Source organism: Ruegeria sp. CDSA079 (assembly GCF_059612245.1).
The window spans coordinates 30,456-52,207 of record NZ_JBXWQF010000007.1 but is presented as its reverse complement, the minus strand read 5'-3'; the positions used below and the strand labels follow the sequence as shown (position 1 = coordinate 52,207).

The following is a 21,752-nucleotide window of genomic DNA, read 5'->3' as shown; positions in this document are numbered from 1 at the left end:
TTCATGAGTCTGAAAAACATCGAAAAACCAAGGCAAAGGGCGCCCTCCAAGCGGTCTTTGGTGACGCGCGCGCGGATCATGGATGCTGCGGAATTGGTCTTTGCCGAACGGGGATTCGAAGGTGCCTCGATCCGCGATATCGCTGCTTTGGCCGAGGTGCAGATCGGCCTTGTGCACCATCACGGCGGTGGAAAAGAGGAACTTTTCTATCGAACCGTCGCCCGCCGCGCGGATGAATTGGCGCAGCTACGAGTCGATGCGCTGAACAAAGCCAGGGCCGACGGACCGCTGACATTGCGCAGCATTCTGGACAGCTTCATCCGCCCTTATGTAGAACTGGCTGAATCTGGTGGACCGGGATGGATGGCCTATGGTCGACTAGTCGCGCATGTGTCCGTCGATCCACGGTGGAGCGACATTGCAGCAGAGTGTTTCGATCCGACGGCCCAGCGTTTCATTGCCGAGATTGCGACTCTTTATCCCGATGTCGATCCTGCCGTGTTGGCTAGTGGTCAGGTGTATTCTGTCTCGGCCATGCTGGCGCATCTCAACAGCGGCTGGCGGGTCGAGGCGCTGTCGCAGGGTGGCGATCAGCCTGACCTAGAGCCATTGGTCGCGTTCTGCGCCGCCGGAATCGCGGCGATGGTCCAAACCAGTCGGGGCTGACTGCGCTTCACTCCTGCTGCAAGTGATCAAACAGCATCGTACTGAACACGGAAGGAGACGTGCGCACAGCGCTGGGTGAGGCAAAAAATCCAAGCATCACGATCAGCAGTATCAAGGCTGCCGCCGCAATACAGGCTGCTGAGAGTTGAACGACTGAACGTACCATCGCGTAAATTCCTTTCCTTTTTGCCGAAATCCCGGCATCGCCAGCCGCGTCAGCCGAACTTGGCCAGCTCTTGCTTCAGCCGCTCATTCTCTGCCTGCAACTGGGCCAGCTGCTGTCCAAGAGTGTTCAGATGGGGGCGCAGCTCGGCTTCGGTGAAGCGCGGGGTGATGTGGCGCGGGCAGTTCCAATCCAGCGCCTCGACTCGGATTATGACAGCCCGTTCCGCCGGGGCCTCGGCCTCATCGGGATACAAACTGGCGGCGGCGGCTTCGCCTTCGGTAAACTCGACACGTCCCAGGATCTTCAGGCGGCGCTGGTTGGCGTAATCCATTAGGATCATCGCGATCCGATCATTGCCATCCAGATTCCCGCGCGAGATATACTGCTTGTTGCCTGAAAAATCCGCATAGCCGATGGTCTGCGGCCCCAGCACTTTCAAAAATCCTACGGGCCCACCGCGATACTGCACATAGGGCCAGCCGGTTTCGGATACTGTGGATTGGTAAAACCCGTCCCGTGCCTGAATGAACTCTTTCTCAGGTTCACCGATCAGATGGCCCTGCTGTGGCCCATCTTCGATGAACTTGGCATAGGTTTTTGCCGAGCCCATCCGCTCTTGATGGGCGCGGACGGCGGGGGTGAAGGCGCGTTCGGAAAAGGCACGGGGCATGGTATGTCCTTTCAAAGACTCAAATCTGACAATCCGGGATGATCTTCGGGGCGTTCGCCCTGCGGCCAGTGAAACAGGCGGTCATCCTCGGTGATCGGCAGATCATTCAGTGAAGCGTGGCGGTGTGACATGCGCCCGTCTTCCGCAAATTCCCAGTTTTCGTTGCCATAGGAGCGGAACCATTGGCCGCTGTCGTCTCGCCATTCATAAGCATAGCGCACGGCAATGCGGTTCTCGGCAAAAGCCCAGAGTTCCTTGATCAGGCGATAGTCCAGTTCCTTCTGCCATTTGCGCGTCAAAAAGGCGTGGATGTCGGTGTGACCGGACAGAAACTCGACCCGGTTTCGCCAATGACTGTCATCGGTGTAGGCCGACGTCACCCGATCAGGGTCACGACTGTTCCAGGCGTTTTCAGCCATACGAACTTTCTGAGTGGCGGTTTCAAACGTGAAAGGGGGCAGAGGCGGACGAGGCATTGGGCAGAGATCTTTCAGGTGAGTGAGGCGGCCAGAAGGGCCATGGTCAGAAGGAACGGAACGTACTGAGGTGGGAAAATACTAGCGCGACGTTTCATCGGTCAGGTCCTTTGGTGTACAGATCGGTTAACTTCTGAGTTCAAAGTGTACTGATCTGTTAACTTTTGCAAGGGCAAGTTAAAAAAAATATCACTGTGAGGTTTTTGACTTTAATTAAGGTGAATAAAAACAAAGGCTTGATCTGTTGTTATTGTACTTCGTGTTTCGGGTTAATATGTACAGAACGGTACACTAAGGAGCCGAATCATGCGCCCAAACAAACGGGACGAACTGGTGAGCAAGGCCCTAAAGGTCTTTTACCGCGATGGGTTTCACGCGACTGGCATGGATAAGCTGGTGGTGGAAACGGGTGTGTCCAAAACGTCGATGTACAAGCATTTCCGCTCAAAGGAGGAATTGATCCTCGCAGCACTGCGTCTGCGGGACGAAAACTTCCGTGAATGGTTCTTCAAACGCATCAATGAGATGGCAGATACACCGGCCGAGCAAATACTGGTCAGTTTTGATGCCCTGAAAGAATGGTTCGAAGAGGATGAATTCCGGGGCTGCATGTTCATCAAAGCAGGCGCTGAATTCCAAGACCGGGATCACCCTATCCATGTGCAGGCAGCCGAGCATAAGCAACTGCTTCTGGACCATTTCACGGCAGTCGCAGAGCAGGCAGGTGCGCGTGATCCTCAGAAATTGGCCTGTCAGATCGTGCTTTTGCAGGAGGGGGCAATTGTCTCTGCCGTTCTGCTTCAAAACTGCGATCCGGCGCAAGACGCCAAGGATGCGGCGAAAAATCTGCTGGCCACGGCGTTGGGCTAAACCTGCTTAAGCAAACAGGTTCTTATTATATCCGCAGGTCAGGAACGTTGCGTTGTTTCATTGCAGGACGCGGCGTCACATGCATTGGCGTGAATCGGGCGGAGCGCTAGGCTTTGCGTAAAGACTGACTGGAGAGCGTTCGATGCCACTTTTCACTTCCACCGCCGCGTGGGTCACCGACGAACACCGCATGTTTGCCGACATGGCGGGCCGGTTCATGGATGACGAACTGTCGCCCAATATCGAAACCTGGGTCGAAAACGGCGTCGTGGATCGCGACTTCTGGCGCAAAGCGGGTGAAACCGGTCTGATGGCAGGGGCAATCCCTGAAGAATACGGAGGTGTCGGTGGCGGTATGGGGTTCGATGCGATCACCGCCTATGAACAGGGCGCGCGCGGTGATGCTGGTTGGGGATATGGCATTCAGTCGATTGTGACGCATTACCTCACCGCCTATGGCAGCGAGGACCAAAAGCAGAAATGGCTGCCCAAACTTGCCTCGGGCGAGATGGTCGCTGCGCTGGCGATGACGGAACCCAGCACCGGATCAGACGTACAGGCTGTGCGGACGACGGCCGAGAAAGACGGCAATTCCTACCGGCTGAACGGTTCGAAAATCTTCATCACAAATGGACAGACCGCGGACCTGATCATCGTGGCGGCCAAGACCGACAAGTCCGAAGGCGCGCGTGGTGTGTCCTTGATCGTGGTTGAAACCGAAGGGGCCGACGGCTTCCGGCGGGGACGAAACCTCAAAAAACTGGGTATGAAGGGCAACGACACGGCCGAGCTGTTCTTTGAAGACGTCAAAGTGCCGATGACGAACCTGTTGGGGGCCGAAGAAGGGCAGGGCTTCTACCAGCTTATGAAACAACTGCCGTGGGAACGGCTGAACATCGCGATCATGGCGCTGGGCGCGATTGATTTCGCCATCGCTGAAACAGTCAAATACGTGCAGGAACGCAAAGCCTTCGGACAGCGGGTGATGGACTTCCAGAACACCCGGTTCAAACTGGCGGAATGCAAGACCAAGGCCGAGGTTCTGCGCAGCTTCATCAACGATTGTATCGGCAGGCTGGAAGCAGGAGAGCTGGACGCGGCCACCGCCTCGATGGCGAAATACTGGGGATCAGAGGTGCAGAACGAGATCATGCATGAATGCCTGCAACTGTTCGGCGGTTATGGCTTCATGATGGAGTATCCGATTGCACGTCTTTATGCGGATGCGCGGGTGCAGATGATCTATGGCGGCACCAATGAGGTCATGAAAGAACTGATAGCACGCTCGCTCGACGTCTGAAGCTATCCGGGACCTCCCGCCTGTCGTCATCATTCCTGACGGAATGCCTTCTCCGGTTGGGCCCGGCAAGCCCGGGCAATGCCCGCGCCTGCGAGGTCTTTTTCGTCGCAGATGCGCCTTGATGTGCCCGCTTGCAAAGGGCGGGAAACGGCATGATGATCCGGGCAAAAGATTCAGAGGCCCGATGTGAACGATCCCGAAAATGCTCTGTGGCGCAGCACTTGTACCGAGACGGTCTCAGCACCGCCATTGACCGCTGATACTGCTGTTGATCTGGTGGTCATTGGCGGAGGATACACCGGCTGCTCCGCCGCTTTGACAGCCGCCCAGGCTGGTGCGTCGGTCTGTCTGCTGGAAGCGCAAGGGATCGGTTACGGCGGATCAGGCCGTAATGTCGGTTTGGCCAATGCGGGTCTTTGGTTGCCACCGGACGAAATCCGCGCGCATGTCGGACAGGCGGCAGGGGATCGTCTGATCGACCTGCTGGCGCAGGCCCCGTCAGATGTGTTCGCATTGATTGAAAATCACGGCATCGATTGTGAACCTGTGCGCAACGGAACCCTGCATTGCGCGCATTCAGAAGCCGGATTGAAGAACCTGCAAACGCGCTATGCACAGCTGAGCACATCAGGCGCGCCGGTGGAACTGTTGTCGGCGGATCAGGTCCGCGAAAGAACCGGCAGCGAAGCGTTCCATGGGGCGTTGTTCGACCCCCGCGCAGGAACCATTCAGCCTTTGGCTTATGTGGTGGGATTGGCTCGAGCGGCTATGCAGGCCGGGGCGCAAATACACGAGCAAAGCCCGGTACAGTCCATGCGCAACGAAAACGACCAATGGGTGCTGACCACACCGGGAGGGGTGGTTCGAGCCAAGTCTGTCATTCAGGCGACCAACGCCTATCACCTGGGCTTGCCAGACACCGCGCCCGCCTACGTACCGGTCTACTACTTCCAGTACGCAACCACTCCGTTGTCGCACAATCTGCGGGCCAGCATTCTGCCGAAAGAAGAGGGGTGCTGGGATACCGGTTTGATCATGACGTCGTTCCGGTTGGATAAGGCGGGGCGGATGATTATTGGTGGTATGGGCGATCTGGGAAATGCGGGCCAAGGTGCACATTCCGGCTGGGTTCGACGCAAGCTGGCCGAGCTCTATCCTCAACTGGCCGACCAGCCGTTTGAACAGGGGTGGCACGGGCGCATCGCGATGACTTCGGACCATATTCCGAAGATCACGCAGATCGGTCCCAACGCTTTGGCTGCGCACGGGTATTCAGGACGCGGCATCGGACCGGGCACGGTGTTCGGTCGCATGATGGCCGAAAGCCTTCTGGCGGATGACCTCTCTCTCTTGCCGGTTCCTGCCGTGTCCGAGCATCACGAAAGCTGGACACGCGTGCGCCGCGCCTTTTTCGAAACCGGCGCGGCACTGACACATCTGGTAAAGGCGCGGTTCTGAGGTCAGACAGACCGGGTGATACCTCCATCCACCCGGATGTTCTGCCCGGTGATGTAGCCGCCCCCTTCGGAGGCCAGCAGGGCCACGACCGAGGCGATCTCGTCATAGCTGCGCCCATAGCGCCCCATCGGGATGCGGCTGCGGAACTCTTCTTTCTCGGGCAGGCTGTCGATGAAGCCAGGCAGGACGTTGTTCATGCGGACATTCTCGGCGGCATATTTGTCCGAGAACAGCTTGGTGAAGGCGGCCAGACCGGCCCGGAACACGCCAGAAGTTGGAAAAACCGGATCAGGTTCGAACGCCGCAAAGGTTGAGATATTGATGATCGACCCGCCACCCTGCGCCTGCATGATCGGGGTCACCAGCCGCGTCGGGCGGACCACGTTCAGGAAATAGACATCCATGCCGGTGTGCCAATCCTCAGCGGTTAACTCAAGGATCGAGGCGCGGGGGCCGTGACCTGCGGAATTGACCAATACGTCAATGCGTCCCCAATGGGCCATTGCTGCATCGACAAGCTTCTGCAAATCCTCGGTGGACTGGTTCGAGCCGGTAACACCGACGCCACCCAGCTCGTGTGCCAAAGCTTCGCCTTTGCCCGAGGCGGACAGAATGCCCACCTTGTATCCGTCCGCCGCCAGCCTCCGAGCGGAATCTGCGCCCATGCCGCTGCCGCCTGCCGTAATAAGTGCTACTTTTTCCATCTGATCTCTCCGTTTTCATTTGTTCCCAAGATGGCGATCTGAACTCGGTTTGACCAATCAGTTCTGCTGGTTCTATGCTGTAGAAAATTTACAGGATAAAACTATGGCCGCCCTTCCACCCCTGAACGCCTTGCGGGCTTTCGAAGCGTCTGCGCGTCATTTAAACTTTCGGCTGGCCGCCGAAGAACTTGGCGTGACACAAGGCGCTGTCGCGCAGCAGGTGAGGGGGCTTGAGGCTAGGTTGGACGAAGCTCTATTCGACCGTCTACCGCGTGGTTTGCGGCTGACCGAAGCCGGGCGCAGGTTTCATGCGCCTTTGCGCAGGGCCTTCCGGTTGATCGAAGAAGCTGTAGAAGAGTTATCTCCGGATCGTCGGATCATTTTGTCGGTCACGCCCAGCTTTGCCTCAAAATGGCTGGTACCGAGGCTATCGAATTTCATCGACTTACATCCGGATATCTCGGTTCAGGTGGACGCACGCGAACGTCTGGCCGATTTCAAATCGGATGGCGTGGATTTGGCAGTCAGGCAAGGCAGGGCGCCCTTTGGTTCTGAATTGGATGCGGTACCATTGTTCTCAGCCGAGTTCATTCCCGTGTGTTGCCCTGTCATCGCTGAACAAGTCAGCGATCCCTCTGACCTGCTGGGGCAAGTCCTATTGAATGACACCCACGGGCTGTGGCCCATGTTTCTTGAAAGGGTGGGCGTAAACGGAAAGCCTCGGATGATGAACTTCAGCCAGACCAGCCTGGCGATTGATGCCGCCCTTTCGGGTCAGGGGATTGCCCTGGCCGATGCGCCACTGGTGGCGGGCGGGATTGCCACGGGCCACCTTGTTCAACCACTTAACGACGTCCTGATTGAAGACCTGGGGTTTTATGTGGTTGCGCCTCGCAAGCCGCGTCAGCCGCAACTGGTTGAAGTCATGCGCAACTGGCTGCTGTCTCAGGTCTGAAGGGTGGCCGCGATGGCCTCGATCCGGGCACGCAACCAGCGATGGGCAGGATCATTTGCAGATCGCTGATGCCAGACCATGTAGATGGAAACGGGCGCGCATTCGAAAGGCAGCGGTGCGCAATCCAACGCGGCCAGCGGACCTTGCTTCATCAGCGCCGTGTCGGTTGAGATCAGGTCACTGCCCTGCACGAAAGCCGGGATTGCGTTGAAATGCGGCAGGGTAACAACCGCTGGCCTGATCTGGCTTTGATCAACGCCACGCATGACAGCGCGGGCGTTGCGGCCATCGGCAAAGCGCACCTCGACATGCTCGCTGTTGCAATAGGCCTGCCAGCTGTCCGGCGGTTTACGTTGCGCGGCGTCGTAGAAAACCATCAAGGGGCTGATCATCAGGCGTTTCTGAAAGATATCCGGCCCGTCCGGAGGTAACGGGGTCAGCATCAGCTGACACCGGTCGCTGCGCAGCAGATCGGGGTCGGGCACGCCTGACGGGATGAATTCCAATTGCAGACGCGCGCCTTCGGCGCGGAATTCGCGCAGCAAACGTGGAAAGATCAACTCGCGCGGCATGTCATTGGTGGCGATGCGTATGTCGATCTGTTCGGATAAGGGGTTGAACGGTCGACCCTGGGTCAGTGCGCGCATCCCGTCCAATACGCTTTGCACCGGGTCTTTCAGGGACAAGGCGCGTTCGGTCGGGATCAGGCCCTGACCGGAACGGACAAACAGCGGGTCGCCCAGCACCTGCCGTAGCTTGGCCAACGTATGACTGATCGCCGATTGCGTGACACCCAGTCGGTCCGCGGCTTTCGAAACAGAACTTTCCTCGAGTATGGTCAGAAATGTGCGCAGGACCTTGCCGTCGAGATCAGTGAAATCAATTTTATTCATACCGTTTATGATTAAGCATGAATGGTTTTGCTGTCCATGGCGGGTTAGAGGACAAACAGCAGCAGGAGGCATAGGATGGGAATCCGCTTTTTCTCGGATAAAAACAGGCCCGTTCACATGGGCCGTTACCCGCTGGAGCGGCTGGCCAGGATGGGCGACATCCCGGACCTGTCGCTCGTACCTTCGATGGTTGACCTGAGTTTTCACCGACCAGAGCAACCCGACAGCATCGTTAACGCGATGCGAGAGTTTCAGGCGATGATGGACGCGATCCGCGATGGGTTGGTGAACCCGGTTGCGTCAGATATCCCATCAGACCCGCTTGAGCGCGCCAACCATCTGAAAGCATTTGGGTATTTCAACGACGCGTCAATGATGGGTTGCGGACCGTTGCCGTCAGACGCATTGCTGGCGGAACCGCGCCGCAACCCGGATATCGACCGGCTCGCCCATGCGTTGCGCACCCGGCAGACCAAGACGCTGGCCTCGGGCATTGACGTCATTATGGCCGATCTGAAAGACAGTATGGAGGCTGCGCCGAAGCCGATCGACAGCCACCGTCACAGCATCGTATTTCTCTACGAACACAACCGTGACCCAGACCCGTCTGAACCCGGAGCGGACTGGATTGCAAACGCGCAGGATCATCGCGCATGTCTGCTGGCGACCGAAAACGCGGTGGTCATCGCCAACTATATCCGCCTGCTGGGCTATGACGCGCGGGCGCACAGCATGATGTCCTCTGAGGTTGATCTGGGTAAGCTGGCAGTTGCCGCTGGTTTGGCCTCGGTCGAAAACGGCAAGATCGTCGTACCTTGGCTGGGTTCGCGATTTGGATTGGCTGCTGTGACGACCGAGATGCCGATAGCCCATGATCGACCGCTTGAACCTATGGCGCAACAGCCGTGGTTTCGGACGCAAGGACCTGCCTGGTGGTTGGGAAAGGGTTTTGCCAAGAATGCGCTGAACCGTGATCCGTATTCAAAACGGCGCTACGTAGACGGGGCGCATCCCTTCGAGAAACTCAAGCGGGTCGAGACCCCAACCACTTATATAGACGAAGAAAATGTCGCCCGTGTGCCCAAACGCGCCGACATGTTTGCCCGTGCTCAATTCGGGGATATGGGCAAATCGCTGCAGGATGCGGCAAAGGGCGGCTATTACGTCCGCAAGGCCGCGCCCAGCTTTGCTCAACGCCGTGCCTTAGGTGCGTTCGTGCTGTTGCAGGATGGCGAAAGCACGGATGTGCCCAAGCCAACTGATGCCCAGCGGAATGCAGCGAATATCAAGGCGGCGACCTATTTTCTGGGGGTCGATGCGGTGGGCCTTAGCCGTTGCCCGGACTGGGCCTGGTATTCCCACGATGCGACCGGCGAAGAAATCGTGCCGCCCCATAATCAGGCCATCAGTATGATCATCGATCAGGGCTATGAGACGATGGAGGGGGCCAGCGGTGACGACTGGATCAGCGTCGCCCAATCCATGCGCGCCTATCTGCGGTTTTCGCTTCTGGGCGGAGTGATTGCACAACAGATCCGCAACCTCGGCTACAAGGCCAAGGCGCATACGGTGATGGATGGTGAGGTTCTGCAACCTCCGCTGCTGTTGCTGTCTGGTCTGGGTGAGGTGAGCCGGATCGGAGAAGTCATACTGAATCCCTACCTCGGCCCACGCCTGAAATCCGGTGCGGTGACCACAGATATGCCGATGGACCACGACAAACCCATTGATTTCGGCCTGCAAACCTTCTGCGAAAGCTGCAACAAATGCGCACGCGAGTGCCCATCTGGCGCAATAACTGCCGGGCCGAAGCTGATGTTCAACGGCTATGAAATCTGGAAGTCCGACAGCCAGAAATGCGCCACATACCGGGTCACGACACCGGGTGGCGCGATGTGCGGGCGGTGCATGAAAACCTGCCCGTGGAACCTCGAAGGTATCTTCAAGGAACGCCCTTTTCGATGGGCTGCGATGAACATCCCCTCTGCGGCGCCTGCATTGGCCAAACTGGACGATGCGGTCGGCAATGGCGGCTTGAACGACATCAAGAAATGGTGGTGGGATATCGAGCTTCAACCCGACGGAGCGTATCGTCCCACAACCCATCCGCTGAACCGGCGCGATCTGCAAAAGGATCTGGACCTGAAGTACGAGGATCAGACCCTGGCCGTTTATCCGGCCTATCTGGCCCCGCACCCTTGGCCCTATCCGTTTGCCATGGATCGTGAGGCCGGAATTGCGGCCTACGAGGCCATGGTGACAGCCGATGAATACAAGGTCCGCAGGGCCAGCGGGGATATGTCGGTTATCCACCGCTATCAGGTTGCAGGTGATGCACCGGTGATGCGGGTTGCCGTGACCAAGGTCGATAGGATGACCTCAGACGTTACGAAGTATGAATTCTCACCTCTGGACGGTGCGCCCCTGCCGGGATGGACAGCGGGCGCACATCTGGACGTGCTCGTCGCGCCGGAGTTCCTACGGCAATATTCGATGTCCGGCGACCCATCGGATCAGGGAACCTATCAGATCGGCGTCCTGCGCGAGGATGAGGGGCGTGGCGGTTCGGCCCTGCTGCACCGCATCTTTTCCGAGGGGCGCAAGGTCTTCATCTCAAAACCGATCAACCATTTTGAACTGGATGAAACGGCAACCAAAACATTCCTTATGGGCGGCGGCATCGGCATCACTCCGATGATTGCCTTTGCTCATCGCCTGCACGCTTTGGGTCGGGAGTTCGAGATGCACTACTCAGCCAGCACGCGGGACGGGGCAGGGTATCTTGAGGATCTGGCCGCGATGCCGTGGGCAGATCGCGTGCATTATCATTTCTCAGATGAAGGTACTCGCGCCGATCTGGATGTAATCTTGTCCGGCTATCAGGACGGCTGGCATGTCTACACCTGCGGGCCGGATCGTTACATGGACGGGGTGATACAAGCGGCAGAGCGGCAGGGTTTCCCCGAAGAGTCCCGGCATCTGGAATACTTCTCGGTTCCCGAACAGCCCGAATATGAGAACCATCCGTTTGAACTCAAGCTGGCCCGTTCTGGGAAAACGCTGACCGTGCCTGCAGACAAGGATGCAGCACAGGTTCTGAACGAGGCAGGCTTTCACGTGGATGTGAAATGCGCCGACGGCATCTGCGGCGTGTGTAAGTGCGGCGTGATTACGGGTGAGATCGAACACCGGGATTTCGTTTTGTCCAAGAAACAGCGTGAAGGGGCAATGATCCTGTGCCAAAGCCGCGCGGCGGAACCGGATGGGGTGATCGAGCTTGATCTCTGACCCCGGCCTAAAAGCGACATCTAGAATTTGAATTTTGGTCGTTCGGCCCATGGACGCCGGACAAGGGGTGAATTAACGTCGCCGCGAACCCAGATAACCCTGACCAACAGGTACGAGGTAGCTTCATGGATTATCACAGCCCCGCCAGCTTTGCCGAAGCTTCGGCTTTGGCCGCAAATGCGACGGGCATCACACGTTTTCTGGCAGGCGGCACCGATGTATTGGTGCAGCTGCGCTCGGAACTGGTGAAGCCTGATACGCTGATCGACATCAAGAAAATCAACGGTGTACACGACATCACCCGCAATGCTGATGGCAGCTGGACGCTGGGCGTCGCCACAACCGGTGCAGAGATGAGCGAGCACCCCGAGTTGGGCCAAGACTGGCCCGGCGTGGTTGAGGCGATGGACCTGATCGGCTCAACCCAGGTGCAGGGACGCGCAACGCTGACCGGAAACTTGTGCAACGGCTCACCGGCGGCTGATTCCGTGCCTGCCATGGTTGCAGCTGGTGTGACTGTCACGGTCACCGGACCGGATGGCACGCGTGAGGTCGCGGTCGAAGATATCCCGACCGGCCCCGGCAAGACCTCATTAACGAAGGGTGAGGTGGTCTCGGCCGTCAACATCCCCGCCCGTGGCGAGAATGCAGGCGATGCCTATTTGCGCTTCATCCCGCGCACCGAAATGGACATCGCTGTGGTTGGCGTAGGCGTAGACCTGCGACTGGACGGCGATACCATCATCGAGGCCCGCGTTTCGCTTGGCGCGGTCGCTCCGACCGTTCTGCTGGTTGAGGACTGCGCCAAGGCCATCCTTGGCAGCACTTTGGACGATGCGGCCCTGGATGCACTGGCCGCCGCCGCGTCTGCTGCCTGCAACCCGATTGACGACAAGCGCGGCACCATCGCGTTCCGCACCGAGGTCGTTGGCGTTCTGGCCAAACGCGCCGCGAAAATCGCCTATGCCCGCGCGAAGGGAGAAAACGCATGAGCAAGCTCCACGTATCCACCACCGTGAACGGAGACGCGGTCGAATACCTCTGTGACCCGCGCGAAACCCTGCTGGACTGTCTGCGCGACAAGCTGAACCTGACCGGCGCGAAAGAGGGCTGTGGTACCGGCGATTGCGGTGCCTGTTCTGTTACCGTTGATGGCCGTCTGGTCTGTTCCTGCCTGATGCTGGGGGTCGAGGCCGAGGGCAAGCAGATCGAAACCGTTGAAGGCATTGCAGACGGCGACGTTCTGCATCCGCTGCAACAGAAGATGATCGAATACGCGGCTTTGCAGTGTGGTATCTGCACCCCGGGCATTCTGGTGGCGGCCAAGTCGCTGCTCGAGAAAAACCCGAACCCGACCGAAGAGGAAACACGGTATTGGCTGGCAGGCAACCTTTGCCGCTGCACCGGCTATGACAAGATCATTCGCGCCGTGATGGATACAGCGGCTGAACTGCGGGAGGCGTCATAATGGCTCTGGACGATCGTAAATCAGACTTCACTTTTGTGGGCACCCGCCCCAACCGTCCTGACGGTCTGGACAAGGTGACAGGTCGCGCCAAGTTCGGTGCGGATATCTCGGCCCCCGGCATGTTGCATGGTGCCGTTCTGCGGTCCCCTCACGCTCATGCGCGGATCGTGAAGATCGACGCGTCAAAGGCCGAGGCGCACAAAGACGTCAAAGCCATTGTAACGCGTGCTGACTTTGCCGATGTACCCTTTAAGCCGGGGCTCGAGGGCGAGTTTTATAACGTTCTCGAAAACGTCATGGCTGGCGAAAAAGCGCTCTATGACGGTCACGCGGTGGCTGCGGTTGCGGCGACATCCGCTCTGGCCGCACGGGATGCGCTTAAGCTGATCGAGGTTGAATACGAGGTGCTGCCTCACGTCACCGATGTGGACAAGGCGATGGCCCCGGATGCACCTGTGATCCGGGAAGGGGCCGCAGATTATTCTGTGCCCGAAGGGATGCATCCAAACGTTGTTCGTTATCACGAAAGTGGCCACGGTGATGTCGAGGCTGGCTTTGCCGACGCTGATCTGGTCATTGAAGACAGCTTTGTGACTGAGGCGACCCACCAGGGTTATATCGAACCGCACGCCTGTCTGGGGATGCTGGGCAATGACGGCAAGGGTGAGCTGTGGTGCACCACCCAAGGTCACTGGATCGCACAAAAGACCTGTGCGGCCCTGCTGGGGATCGAAACCTCGCAACTGCGTGTCACCGCATCCGAGATCGGTGGAGGTTTCGGCGGTAAGACGACGGTGTTTATCGAACCCGTCGCGCTTGCGCTCAGCCGTAAGGCCAACCGTCCGGTCAAGGTCGTCATGACGCGGTCGGAAGTGTTCCGTGCCACTGGACCAACTTCTTCCGCATCAATGGATGTGAAGATCGGCATGAAGAAGGACGGCACGATCTCGGCAGCACAAGGAGTGTTCCGTTTGCAAGGCGGGGCCTTCCCGGGTGCTCCGGGCGATATGACTGCCATGTGCGCCTTTGCGCCGTACAACCTGAACAACGTCAAGCAGATCGGTTACGACGTGATGTCGAACCGCCCGAAACAGGCGGCCTACCGCGCGCCCGGCGCGCCTATGGGTGCCTTCGCCGTAGAGTCGGTTATTGATGAGCTGTGCAACAAGCTGGGCCTCGATCCGGTCGACGTGCGCCTGAAAAACGCCGCGCATGAGGGCACCAAGGCCAGCTATGGCCCGACCTACGAGCGTATCGGTCTGGTTGAAACACTCGAAGCTGCCAAGGCGCATCCGCACTATGCGGCCCCCCTGAAACCGGGGCAGGGGCGCGGGATTTCCTGTGGCTTCTGGTTCAACCATGGTGGTGAGACTTCGGTGTCTTTGGCGTTGTCCGAGGATGGCTCGGCGCAGTTGATGGTGGGGACACCTGACATTGGCGGGTCGCGGGCATCCATGGCGCTGATGGCCGCCGAGGTTCTGGGCATCGCCTATGAGAACATCCGTGTGACCGTCGCCGATACAGCGACACTTGGTTACAACGACGTGAGCCACGGTTCACGTGTGACTTACGCGTCAGGCCTGGCCACGATCAAGGCCGCAAAACACGCGGTCGAGAAACTGTGTGAACGCGCGGCGGCCAAATGGGACATCCCGGTGGATGCGGTGAAATGGGAGAACGGCTGCGCCGTGCCCTCGGGTCCCAATGCGGGCGATTTCGATCCGATGCCACTGGCTGATATCACCGCTGATATGGGGTCTACCGGTGGTCCGATCTCAGGCCATTTCGAGGCGACCCCTGAAGGTGCTGGCGTGTCCTTTGGCACCCATATCGTCGATGCCGAGGTCGATCCAGAAACCGGTAAGACCAGCGTCACCCGCTATACGGTCATTCAGGATGCCGGTAAGGCGATCCACCCGACCTATGTCGAGGGTCAGTTCCAAGGCGGTGCGGCACAGGGTATAGGCTGGGCGCTGAACGAGGAATATGTCTATGGCGAGGATGGCCGGTTGCAGAACTCGATCTTCCTCGACTATCGCATCCCCGTTGCCAGCGACCTGCCGATGATCGACACTGTGATTGTCGAAGTGCCCAACCCCGGCCACCCGTTTGGTGTGCGCGGTGTTGGCGAGACAGGCATCGTGCCGCCTTTGGCCGCAATCGCCAACGCGGTGTCCAATGCGGCGGGTGTTCGGATGAAGCAACTGCCGATGTCCCCCCCGCGCATTCTGGCTGCGCTCAAGGACAATGGTTGAGGTCCATCTCTGGTCCGGCCTCCGGTCATTGACCGGGGGCCATCATGTGGTCGAGGTCGAGGCCAAAACCACCGGAGAGCTTCTGGTGGCGTTGGTCCAGGCGCATCCGCAATTACAGGCACCAATTGATGCGGGCGTCTCCATCGCAATCAACGGGCGCGTTATTGCCACCGGGCTGACGGAACCAATCCCCGAGGGCAGCGAAGTCTATCTGATGCAACGCCTCAGGGGCGGTTAAGCATCAGGCGACCATGGCTCGCGCCCGACCATCCGGTCGGCTTCGGCTGTGATGTCGTTCATATGTTTCTCAAGGCTCAGGCGCAGGGCTTCAAGTTCTTCTTCGCTGGCCTTGCGAGGCACCGTATCGGTCCATTCACGGCACAAGAACACCCCTTCATTACGCCAGGGGCGTGGCATCAGTAGGCGATCCCATGTACCGGCCTCGCGCCCATGTTTCGCAGAAAAGGTGATGCCGAACACCCGTTTGCCCGAGGTGCGCGCCCAAACTAGGGGCACAGTCGACAGCACCCGTTCTGGCCCGCGTGGTCCATCGGCAGCAATACCGATGGAAATACCTTGCTTCATCTTTCCAAGCACTTCGCGCGACAGGGCCACATGCCGCTTGTGGCTGGACATGGCGATTGTGTCCATGCCGAACTGCTCCTGCACCCGACCGACCATGCTGCCGGCGCGGGCAGCGGACGTGATCGAACAGATCCTGCCTTTGTCTAGTGGGAAGAAATACGGGGACTGCGCCAGTCGCTGGTGCCACAGCACAACGATAACCGGCTCACCCTGTTCGGCCAATTGGTCCAACTCGTCATACCCGATACGCTGCCAGCGCGTGTTTCGATTAACCAATCGAATATAGCTGGCAATCCGACGTGCCACCCAGTTCAGCACAACTTCGCTGTCAGCGATCTTCTTGCGGAGGTTCACGCGGGCTTCCTTTTACTGGCCGGACCTTGTCTTATCGCACTGCACGTTTTGCGCAACTTGTTTGTCGGATCAGATAGTGGTGTGGAATCTAAAAAAGCCTCTTGAGTCCGCCGCGCGGCTGGCATATCTGGGGCTCACCACAGGGGTATAGCTCAGTTGGTAGAGCGACGGTCTCCAAAACCGTAGGTCGCGGGTTCGAACCCTGCTGCCCCTGCCATTTTCCTTTCTTTGCGGTGAGTGGTCGTTGATCTGAGGATTGCGTGTATCGAAACCTCCCAGAATTGATCCTGACATGGGTGTCTGGGTCTCAACCACGACAAACAGTATTAATAAGAGTACACCCGTAAGTCGTCGAGAGTTCGGTTTGCACCGCAGGAAAGCAATGCCTGACGATCAGCGTGAGAAATATACCAATCTTCTTCACGAAGCTGGCAAGGGATGGAAGCGCCGAGACATCCTCACTTCGGAGATGGTCGGCGAGATCTGGAGACGTTTGACCTTGGTAATACAGTTCTGCATCCGATCACGCTCATGAACTCGGAAGAAACCGAACGCACCACATCTGAGCCCTACTACCAGCGGAATGTCGGCAACACGCGCGCGATGGGGAATTACGAAGCCTTGGGGACGGAAGGCGACAACAGGGCACCACTTGGCAATATAGGCGGCGGAGTACTTTACCGGCCTCGTAGTGGTCAGGAGTCAGAACTTGTTATTGTTCCCGACGCCTTGGGTGGACCTGATATCTGGCTTGACCCGAAGGTTCCGGAAAAACTGTTCCTGTCCGATGCGTTGGCACAAGGCCTCAAGGACGCGGGTGTCGATGACGGCTGGCGTTTGGTGCGCTGTGCGGTGGGTTACCTCTGATCCCCTTCATCTGGAATTCCGCGCATTGCGGTTCCTTCTTCCACACGAATGCCCTAGTGTCCGCTGCAAATGAACACACGCACGAGGGCCCATGTCGCGTTTTGATGGATATTTCCTGCGGCAATTGCTGATTCTGTTTGGCTTTTTCACCCTTGTGCTGGTCGGCGTGTTCTGGATCACCCGGTCTGTCAGCTTGTTTGACCGCGTGATCAGTGGTGGTCAGTCGGCACTGGTGTTTCTTGAATTCACCGCGCTGACCCTGCCAACCCTGATCCGCACGGTCATGCCCATGGCGGTGTTCGCTGCGGCCGTCTACGCCACCAACCGCCTCAGCCGCGAAAGTGAGCTGACGGTGATGTTGGCCACAGGCTCAAGCCCCCGCAGGCTGGCCCGCGCCGTTGTTCTTTTTGGGGCGATTACCGGGCTGATGATGGCGTCCATCAGTGTTTTCCTGCGCCCTGCTTCGGTCGAGCAGCTGGAAATCCGGCAAGCTGAGGTTGCAGGGGATGTGACCGCTCAGCTGCTGAACGAAGGCGAGTTTCTGCACCCCGCAGAAGGTGTCACCGTATATATCGGCCGGATCGATCTGGATGGGACGCTGCATGAGGTGTTCGTCTCGGATCGGCGCGACCCTGAAAACGCCGTCAGCTATTCCAGCGCGACCGCATATCTGGTTAACAACGACACCGGCATTCACCTTGTCATGGTCGACGGCGTAGCGCTGCGCTTGACCAAAGAGGGCAGGCGGTTGTCCTCGACCCTGTTTCAGGATGCGTCGTACGACATTTCGGAGTTGACCAGCACAAGCCCTATGGCCCAACGCAGCCTGGAGGCCATCCCAACCATCGAGCTGGTCCAAAACCGGGATAAGATTTTTGCCACCGAAGGGTATAGCGAGGGCAAACTGGTCGAAGAACTGCACCAGCGGTTTTCTTGGATCGCTATCTGCATCGCTGTTGCTCTGGCCGGGTATTCAACACTGATGCTGGGCAGCTTTTCCCGGTTTGGACTCTGGCCTCAAATCCTGGGGGCCTTCACCATTCTGGTGCTGCTCGAAGGTGTACGCGGGTTTGTTTCCCCTGTTGTGATCGATGATCCTAAGCTTTGGATCCTGCTCTATTTGCCCGCCATCATGGGTGTGCTGATTTCGGGCGTCTTCCTGCTGATCGCGGGCCGCCCGATCCTGCGCAAACGGGCGCGACCGGACAAGGTGGCGCCCGCACCTGCCTAGCTGCGCAGATCGACCAAACAGCTGCGAAGGTTATCGAATTCCGGCTGGTCGCTGCGGGCGACCAGAAACATAGGCAAGGGCAGGGCGATGCTGTCTACAACCCGTTCCAGATCACCTGAGATCAGGTGGTCCGAAATGACGTAATCGGGAAAGTAGCCGCATCCGCCCCTATTTAGAACATAGCGCAATGCCATCATGCAGTTGCCCAGAAACAGGGTTTGACCGGACGCTCGCCGCGCAGCGGATCTGACATGGTCCTGATAGATTTCGCCCAACTCAAGATTGACGAAAACCAAGTCATCGTCAGTGATTTCCTCCTGTGGTGTCTGCACCAATGACAAAACTTCGGGGTCCAACTCGCACCATGTGACGCGTCGGTCCGTGGGCTTTTCATGGGTAATCGCTGCATCCAGAACATGGGTCGCCACTGCCTCGACCATGTTCAGATCGTGATCGTAGTTCAGCGTCAGCAGCAGCTTGTCAAAGCGTTGTTCAAAGCGCACGGCGAGATCCACCAACAATGGGTCCCATATGCTGAGTTGACCGCCCAGGCGCAGCGCCGGGCGGTTTTGGGTCTGCTCAGGTAAATCGCGCGAGGCAAAGGTCCAGAGGGATAGCATCTGTTCGGCATAGGGTTTGAATTGCCGCCCGAAATCGGTCAGCGTCGTGCCCCCGGCGCCGCGTGTAAACAGGGGCCTGCCGGTTTCCTCTTCGATCAGGCGAATACGTGCGCTGACGGCTGTCTGGGTCACGTTCAGCTTTCGGGCCGCCGCGTGGAAACCACCCGTTTCGGCAACACACAGAAAGGTTTCAAGAGCTTTGGTTTGCATATCGACAGTATTTTTTGATCGATCTGATAAAATCAATTCATTTTTTTGAGCAACAGAGTTGCGGTATCCTACAGATCAGGAAACACGCCAAAGGATCAGTCATGCTAGACAAAAGCCACAAACCCACCTGGACCAGTTTTGAAGAGGCGACCAAGGCCGACTGGGACGCCGTTTTGGAGTATGAGGAAGCGTATAATGCTGCCCTGCCCGACCGTATCCTCGACGCTATTCGGTCATTGGATGAAGAGTGGACACCCTACCCGGTGAACCGCTACCAGCATAGCCTGCAGGCTGCGACCCGTGCTTATGAGGACGGTGCGGACGAAGAACTGGTTGTCGCTGCCCTGATCCATGACACTGGGGATATCCTGTCGCCTTACAACCACGGCGAGCTGTCAGCGGCAATGATGAAGCCCTATGTCAGCGAGAAAACCTATTGGATTCTCAAGCATCACTGCGTGTTTCAGGGGTACTACTACAACCACCACCTTGGCGGTGACCGCAACGCTCGCGACAAGTACCGCGACAGCCCTTATTGGGAGGACTGCCGCTATTTCTGCCACGAATACGATCAGAAAGCGTTCGACCCGGACTATCCGACCAAACCGCTGGAGTTCTTCGAGCCCATGCTGCGCCGTGTATTGAACAAAGGCGAGGGCCACATGGAACTGAACGAAACCTCTGACGCTTAACAGGCAGCCATCAGGCGATAGACGATCTGCGCGGCGGTGAAGTCCCAGGCGGCATTGCCGTCCGGGGCCAGCTCGACCACGTCGAAGCCCACACATTTGCGGCCTTTCAGGGCATGTTCGACCAGACGCAGGGCCTGATAGTAGCCCAGCCCGCCGGGGACGGGTGTACCGGTGGCAGGCATTAGTGACGGGTCCAGGCCGTCGACGTCAAAACTGACATAGACCAGCTCGGGGAAATCTTCGGGCAGGTCGACCGCGTGGGTATTGCCGGTGACGAGCTCCTCGGCATCCACGTGAAAGACATGGTTTTTCAAACGGCTTTTGGCTTCTTCCGTTGAAAAGGCTCTGACGCCGAACTGAGCCAGACGGATGCCTTCCTCGGACAGCAAGTGCATGACCGAGGCGTGAGAGTGTTTCTCGCCCTGATAGGCGTTGCGCAGGTCGGCATGGGCGTCGATCTGGACGATACCGATGGGTTGGTTCAGGGCCCGTGATACGCCCAATACCGCGCCATAGCTGAGCGAGTGCTCTCCGCCCAAGATCACGGGCACTTTGCCTTCACGGGCGGCAGCTTCGGTGCGTTGGGCGAGGCGTTCCATGATGTCAGACAGGGCGGCGTCGCAATCCAGGGCCTCTTCGGTGAAAATGCCTTCCACGCAGGGCTCCGCGTGGCCGGTGATGCGTTCCAGCTCATTGCTGGCCTCAATAATCGCCTCCGGGCCCTTTGCAGTGCCTGATCCGTATGAAACGGTGCGCTCCAGCGGGACGGGGATGACGCGGAACCGGGCATCCTCAGTGCGTTCGGATGCGGTCAGTTCACTGTCGAGGAAAATGCTCATGAGAGTCTGTCCTTAAAGTCGTCATAGCCGAACTGTTTGATGATCTTCAAATCGTCCGTTTCGCTGTTCCAAAGCGCGATTGTTGGCAGGGGAACACCGTTGAACGTGTTGGTTTTGACCATCGAATAATGCGCCTGATCGAGGAACGCAAAACGCTGGCCTATTCCCAGTGGTTTTTCCCATGTGTAATCGCCGATCACGTCACCGGCCAGACAGGACGGGCCGCCAAGACGGTAGGTGTGTCCGGCCACGGCCTCATCCACCAGGGCGGGGCGATAAGGGGCCTCGATCACGTCAGGCATGTGGCATGTGGCCGAAATGTCAGTGATTGCGAGGTTCATGCCATTGGTCGGCAGGTCAAGGATTTCTCCGACCAGAATGCCCGCATCCAGTGCGACGGCCTCACCGGGTTCGAGGTAGACGTCTATGTCATAGGTCTCGCGGATGTATTTGATGAAAGTCACCAGCCCGTCGCGGTCATAGTCGTCGCGGGTGATGTGATGCCCGCCTCCGAAGTTCAGCCATTTAAGTTGGCCGATATAGGGGGTAAGTTTGGGTTCCACTGCGGCCCATGTGCGTTGCAGCGGCTCGAAGCCCTGCTCGCAGAGCGTATGCATGTGCAGGCCGTCAACACCGACTAAGGCATGGTCGGTCAGATGGCTGACCGGCGTGCCGAGACGTGAACACGGTGCGCAGGGATCGTATTTTGGAATCTCGCCCTCGGAATGTTCCGGGTTGATGCGCAGTCCGACTTGCACGTCCGCATCCTGAGCCTTTGCAAGAAACCGGTCCTTTTGCACCGGAGAGTTGAAGATGATGTGGTCCGACAGAGACAGGATTTCATCGATGTCGGCGTCTTTGTATCCGGCGCAAAAGGTTGCGACCTCGCCACCGTATTCCTCACGGCCCAGACGCGCTTCATATATGCCGCTGGCACAGGTGCCGCCGAGGTGCTGGCGCACCAGCGGAGCGAGTGAGAACATTGAGAACGCTTTCAGAGCACTCAGAACATGCGCACCCGAGCGTGTACCAACATCCGCGAGGATGCGCAGATTGCGTTCAACAGCTTTTTCGTCGACCACGAAGCAAGGGGTGGGAACGCGATTGAGGTCGAAGTTGCGGAAAGCTCCGGCGTCACCGGCCTGCGTGGTCATCATGTCGGACATACCGGCGTCTCCGTTTTTG

At 58.2% G+C, this 21,752-nt stretch carries 22 protein-coding genes and 1 tRNA gene; 14 read left to right on the top strand and 9 right to left on the bottom strand.

The genetic code is table 11. From position 1 onward, the window contains the following. Positions 1-3 precede the first annotated feature (3 nt). Complete coding sequence (locus AC2FJZ_RS09310) at positions 4-666, top strand: TetR/AcrR family transcriptional regulator (protein WP_496777197.1); 663 nt, start codon at positions 4-6, stop codon at positions 664-666. 7 nt (positions 667-673) lie between these two features. Here the strand turns inward: AC2FJZ_RS09310 and AC2FJZ_RS09305 are convergent, their stop codons facing one another. From AC2FJZ_RS09305 to AC2FJZ_RS09295, 3 genes are read right to left on the bottom strand one after another with little or no spacing between them, the layout of a single operon-like run. After that, positions 674-832: a hypothetical protein gene (locus tag AC2FJZ_RS09305; protein ID WP_157054215.1), complete on the bottom strand. Its 159-nt coding sequence runs from the start codon at positions 830-832 to the stop codon at positions 674-676. 49 nt (positions 833-881) lie between these two features. Beyond that, positions 882-1,502: a pyridoxamine 5'-phosphate oxidase family protein gene (locus tag AC2FJZ_RS09300; protein ID WP_050604737.1), complete on the bottom strand. Its 621-nt coding sequence runs from the start codon at positions 1,500-1,502 to the stop codon at positions 882-884. An 11-nt stretch (positions 1,503-1,513) separates the two neighbouring features. Next, complete coding sequence (locus tag AC2FJZ_RS09295; protein ID WP_496777195.1) at positions 1,514-1,978, bottom strand: nuclear transport factor 2 family protein; 465 nt, start codon at positions 1,976-1,978, stop codon at positions 1,514-1,516. 306 nt (positions 1,979-2,284) lie between these two features. Between AC2FJZ_RS09295 and AC2FJZ_RS09290 the strand changes: the two genes are divergently transcribed. The 3 genes from AC2FJZ_RS09290 to AC2FJZ_RS09280 all read left to right on the top strand — a co-directional run bounded on the left by AC2FJZ_RS09290 (position 2,285) and on the right by AC2FJZ_RS09280 (position 5,606). After that, positions 2,285-2,848 (top strand): TetR/AcrR family transcriptional regulator, encoded by a 564-nt coding sequence (locus AC2FJZ_RS09290; RefSeq protein WP_496777194.1) that lies wholly within the window; start codon positions 2,285-2,287, stop codon positions 2,846-2,848. 142 nt (positions 2,849-2,990) lie between these two features. Further along, the gene (locus AC2FJZ_RS09285; RefSeq protein ID WP_496669544.1) at positions 2,991-4,148 is read left to right on the top strand and encodes an acyl-CoA dehydrogenase family protein; all 1,158 of its coding nucleotides are present in this window, start codon (positions 2,991-2,993) and stop codon (positions 4,146-4,148) included. 186 nt (positions 4,149-4,334) lie between these two features. Next, on the top strand, positions 4,335-5,606 hold the full coding sequence (locus tag AC2FJZ_RS09280) for an NAD(P)/FAD-dependent oxidoreductase (RefSeq protein WP_496777192.1): 1,272 nt from the start codon (positions 4,335-4,337) through the stop codon (positions 5,604-5,606). A gap of 2 nt (positions 5,607-5,608) precedes the next feature. Here the strand turns inward: AC2FJZ_RS09280 and AC2FJZ_RS09275 are convergent, their stop codons facing one another. After that, positions 5,609-6,310: an SDR family oxidoreductase gene (locus AC2FJZ_RS09275; protein ID WP_496777188.1), complete on the bottom strand. Its 702-nt coding sequence runs from the start codon at positions 6,308-6,310 to the stop codon at positions 5,609-5,611. Between the two features lie 103 nt (positions 6,311-6,413). On the opposite strand from AC2FJZ_RS09275, the gene AC2FJZ_RS09270 reads away from it, so the two are divergent. Next, positions 6,414-7,265: a LysR substrate-binding domain-containing protein gene (locus tag AC2FJZ_RS09270; RefSeq protein WP_496777185.1), complete on the top strand. Its 852-nt coding sequence runs from the start codon at positions 6,414-6,416 to the stop codon at positions 7,263-7,265. On the opposite strand, the gene AC2FJZ_RS09265 is transcribed toward AC2FJZ_RS09270, so the two are convergent. Next, positions 7,256-8,158, bottom strand: coding sequence for a LysR family transcriptional regulator (locus tag AC2FJZ_RS09265; RefSeq protein ID WP_496777183.1), 903 nt, complete (start codon positions 8,156-8,158; stop codon positions 7,256-7,258). The genes AC2FJZ_RS09270 and AC2FJZ_RS09265 overlap by 10 nt on opposite strands. A gap of 75 nt (positions 8,159-8,233) precedes the next feature. Here AC2FJZ_RS09265 and AC2FJZ_RS09260 point away from each other — a divergent pair, with 75 nt between their 5' ends. From AC2FJZ_RS09260 to AC2FJZ_RS09240, 5 genes are all read left to right on the top strand, one after another. Then, positions 8,234-11,446 (top strand): reductive dehalogenase, encoded by a 3,213-nt coding sequence (locus tag AC2FJZ_RS09260; RefSeq protein WP_496777181.1) that lies wholly within the window; start codon positions 8,234-8,236, stop codon positions 11,444-11,446. 125 nt (positions 11,447-11,571) lie between these two features. Next, complete coding sequence (locus AC2FJZ_RS09255) at positions 11,572-12,438, top strand: FAD binding domain-containing protein (RefSeq protein ID WP_496777179.1); 867 nt, start codon at positions 11,572-11,574, stop codon at positions 12,436-12,438. Beyond that, positions 12,435-12,914, top strand: a complete 480-nt coding sequence (locus AC2FJZ_RS09250) for a (2Fe-2S)-binding protein (RefSeq protein WP_050604727.1) — start codon at positions 12,435-12,437, stop codon at positions 12,912-12,914. Before AC2FJZ_RS09255 ends, AC2FJZ_RS09250 begins: the two co-directional genes overlap by 4 nt. After that, positions 12,914-15,169 carry a xanthine dehydrogenase family protein molybdopterin-binding subunit gene (locus AC2FJZ_RS09245; protein WP_496777177.1) on the top strand — a complete coding sequence of 752 codons (2,256 nt, stop codon included), beginning with the start codon at positions 12,914-12,916 and terminating at the stop codon, positions 15,167-15,169. Before AC2FJZ_RS09250 ends, AC2FJZ_RS09245 begins: the two co-directional genes overlap by 1 nt. Then, on the top strand, positions 15,162-15,407 hold the full coding sequence (locus AC2FJZ_RS09240) for a MoaD/ThiS family protein (protein ID WP_496669558.1): 246 nt from the start codon (positions 15,162-15,164) through the stop codon (positions 15,405-15,407). Before AC2FJZ_RS09245 ends, AC2FJZ_RS09240 begins: the two co-directional genes overlap by 8 nt. Here the strand turns inward: AC2FJZ_RS09240 and AC2FJZ_RS09235 are convergent. Next, the gene (locus AC2FJZ_RS09235; RefSeq protein WP_496777176.1) at positions 15,404-16,108 is read right to left on the bottom strand and encodes a lysophospholipid acyltransferase family protein; all 705 of its coding nucleotides are present in this window, start codon (positions 16,106-16,108) and stop codon (positions 15,404-15,406) included. The genes AC2FJZ_RS09240 and AC2FJZ_RS09235 overlap by 4 nt on opposite strands. Positions 16,109-16,249: 141 nt before the next feature. Here AC2FJZ_RS09235 and AC2FJZ_RS09230 point away from each other — a divergent pair. The 3 genes from AC2FJZ_RS09230 to lptF all read left to right on the top strand — a co-directional run bounded on the left by AC2FJZ_RS09230 (position 16,250) and on the right by lptF (position 18,206). Continuing rightward, positions 16,250-16,325 (top strand) — tRNA-Trp (locus AC2FJZ_RS09230). 221 nt (positions 16,326-16,546) lie between these two features. Next, positions 16,547-16,975 carry a hypothetical protein gene (locus AC2FJZ_RS09225; protein ID WP_496777173.1) on the top strand — a complete coding sequence of 143 codons (429 nt, stop codon included), beginning with the start codon at positions 16,547-16,549 and terminating at the stop codon, positions 16,973-16,975. A gap of 91 nt (positions 16,976-17,066) precedes the next feature. Continuing rightward, the gene (gene lptF, locus AC2FJZ_RS09220) at positions 17,067-18,206 is read left to right on the top strand and encodes an LPS export ABC transporter permease LptF (RefSeq protein ID WP_496777171.1); all 1,140 of its coding nucleotides are present in this window, start codon (positions 17,067-17,069) and stop codon (positions 18,204-18,206) included. On the opposite strand, the gene AC2FJZ_RS09215 is transcribed toward lptF, so the two are convergent. After that, entirely contained in the window at positions 18,203-19,036 is an 834-nt protein-coding gene (locus AC2FJZ_RS09215; RefSeq protein WP_496777168.1) for a LysR family transcriptional regulator, read from the bottom strand. The genes lptF and AC2FJZ_RS09215 overlap by 4 nt on opposite strands. Positions 19,037-19,137: 101 nt before the next feature. Here AC2FJZ_RS09215 and AC2FJZ_RS09210 point away from each other — a divergent pair, with 101 nt between their 5' ends. Beyond that, positions 19,138-19,728 (top strand): HD domain-containing protein, encoded by a 591-nt coding sequence (locus tag AC2FJZ_RS09210; protein ID WP_050604869.1) that lies wholly within the window; start codon positions 19,138-19,140, stop codon positions 19,726-19,728. Here AC2FJZ_RS09210 and speB read toward each other — a convergent pair. Both speB and nspC read right to left on the bottom strand, forming a co-directional pair. After that, positions 19,725-20,567, bottom strand: a complete 843-nt coding sequence (gene speB, locus AC2FJZ_RS09205) for an agmatinase (protein WP_496669569.1) — start codon at positions 20,565-20,567, stop codon at positions 19,725-19,727. The two genes, AC2FJZ_RS09210 and speB, sit on opposite strands and share 4 nt — an antisense overlap. Then, positions 20,564-21,733 carry a carboxynorspermidine decarboxylase gene (gene nspC, locus AC2FJZ_RS09200; RefSeq protein WP_496777166.1) on the bottom strand — a complete coding sequence of 390 codons (1,170 nt, stop codon included), beginning with the start codon at positions 21,731-21,733 and terminating at the stop codon, positions 20,564-20,566. The genes speB and nspC overlap by 4 nt, the downstream gene beginning before the upstream one ends. Between the last annotated feature and the right edge of the window lie 19 nt (positions 21,734-21,752).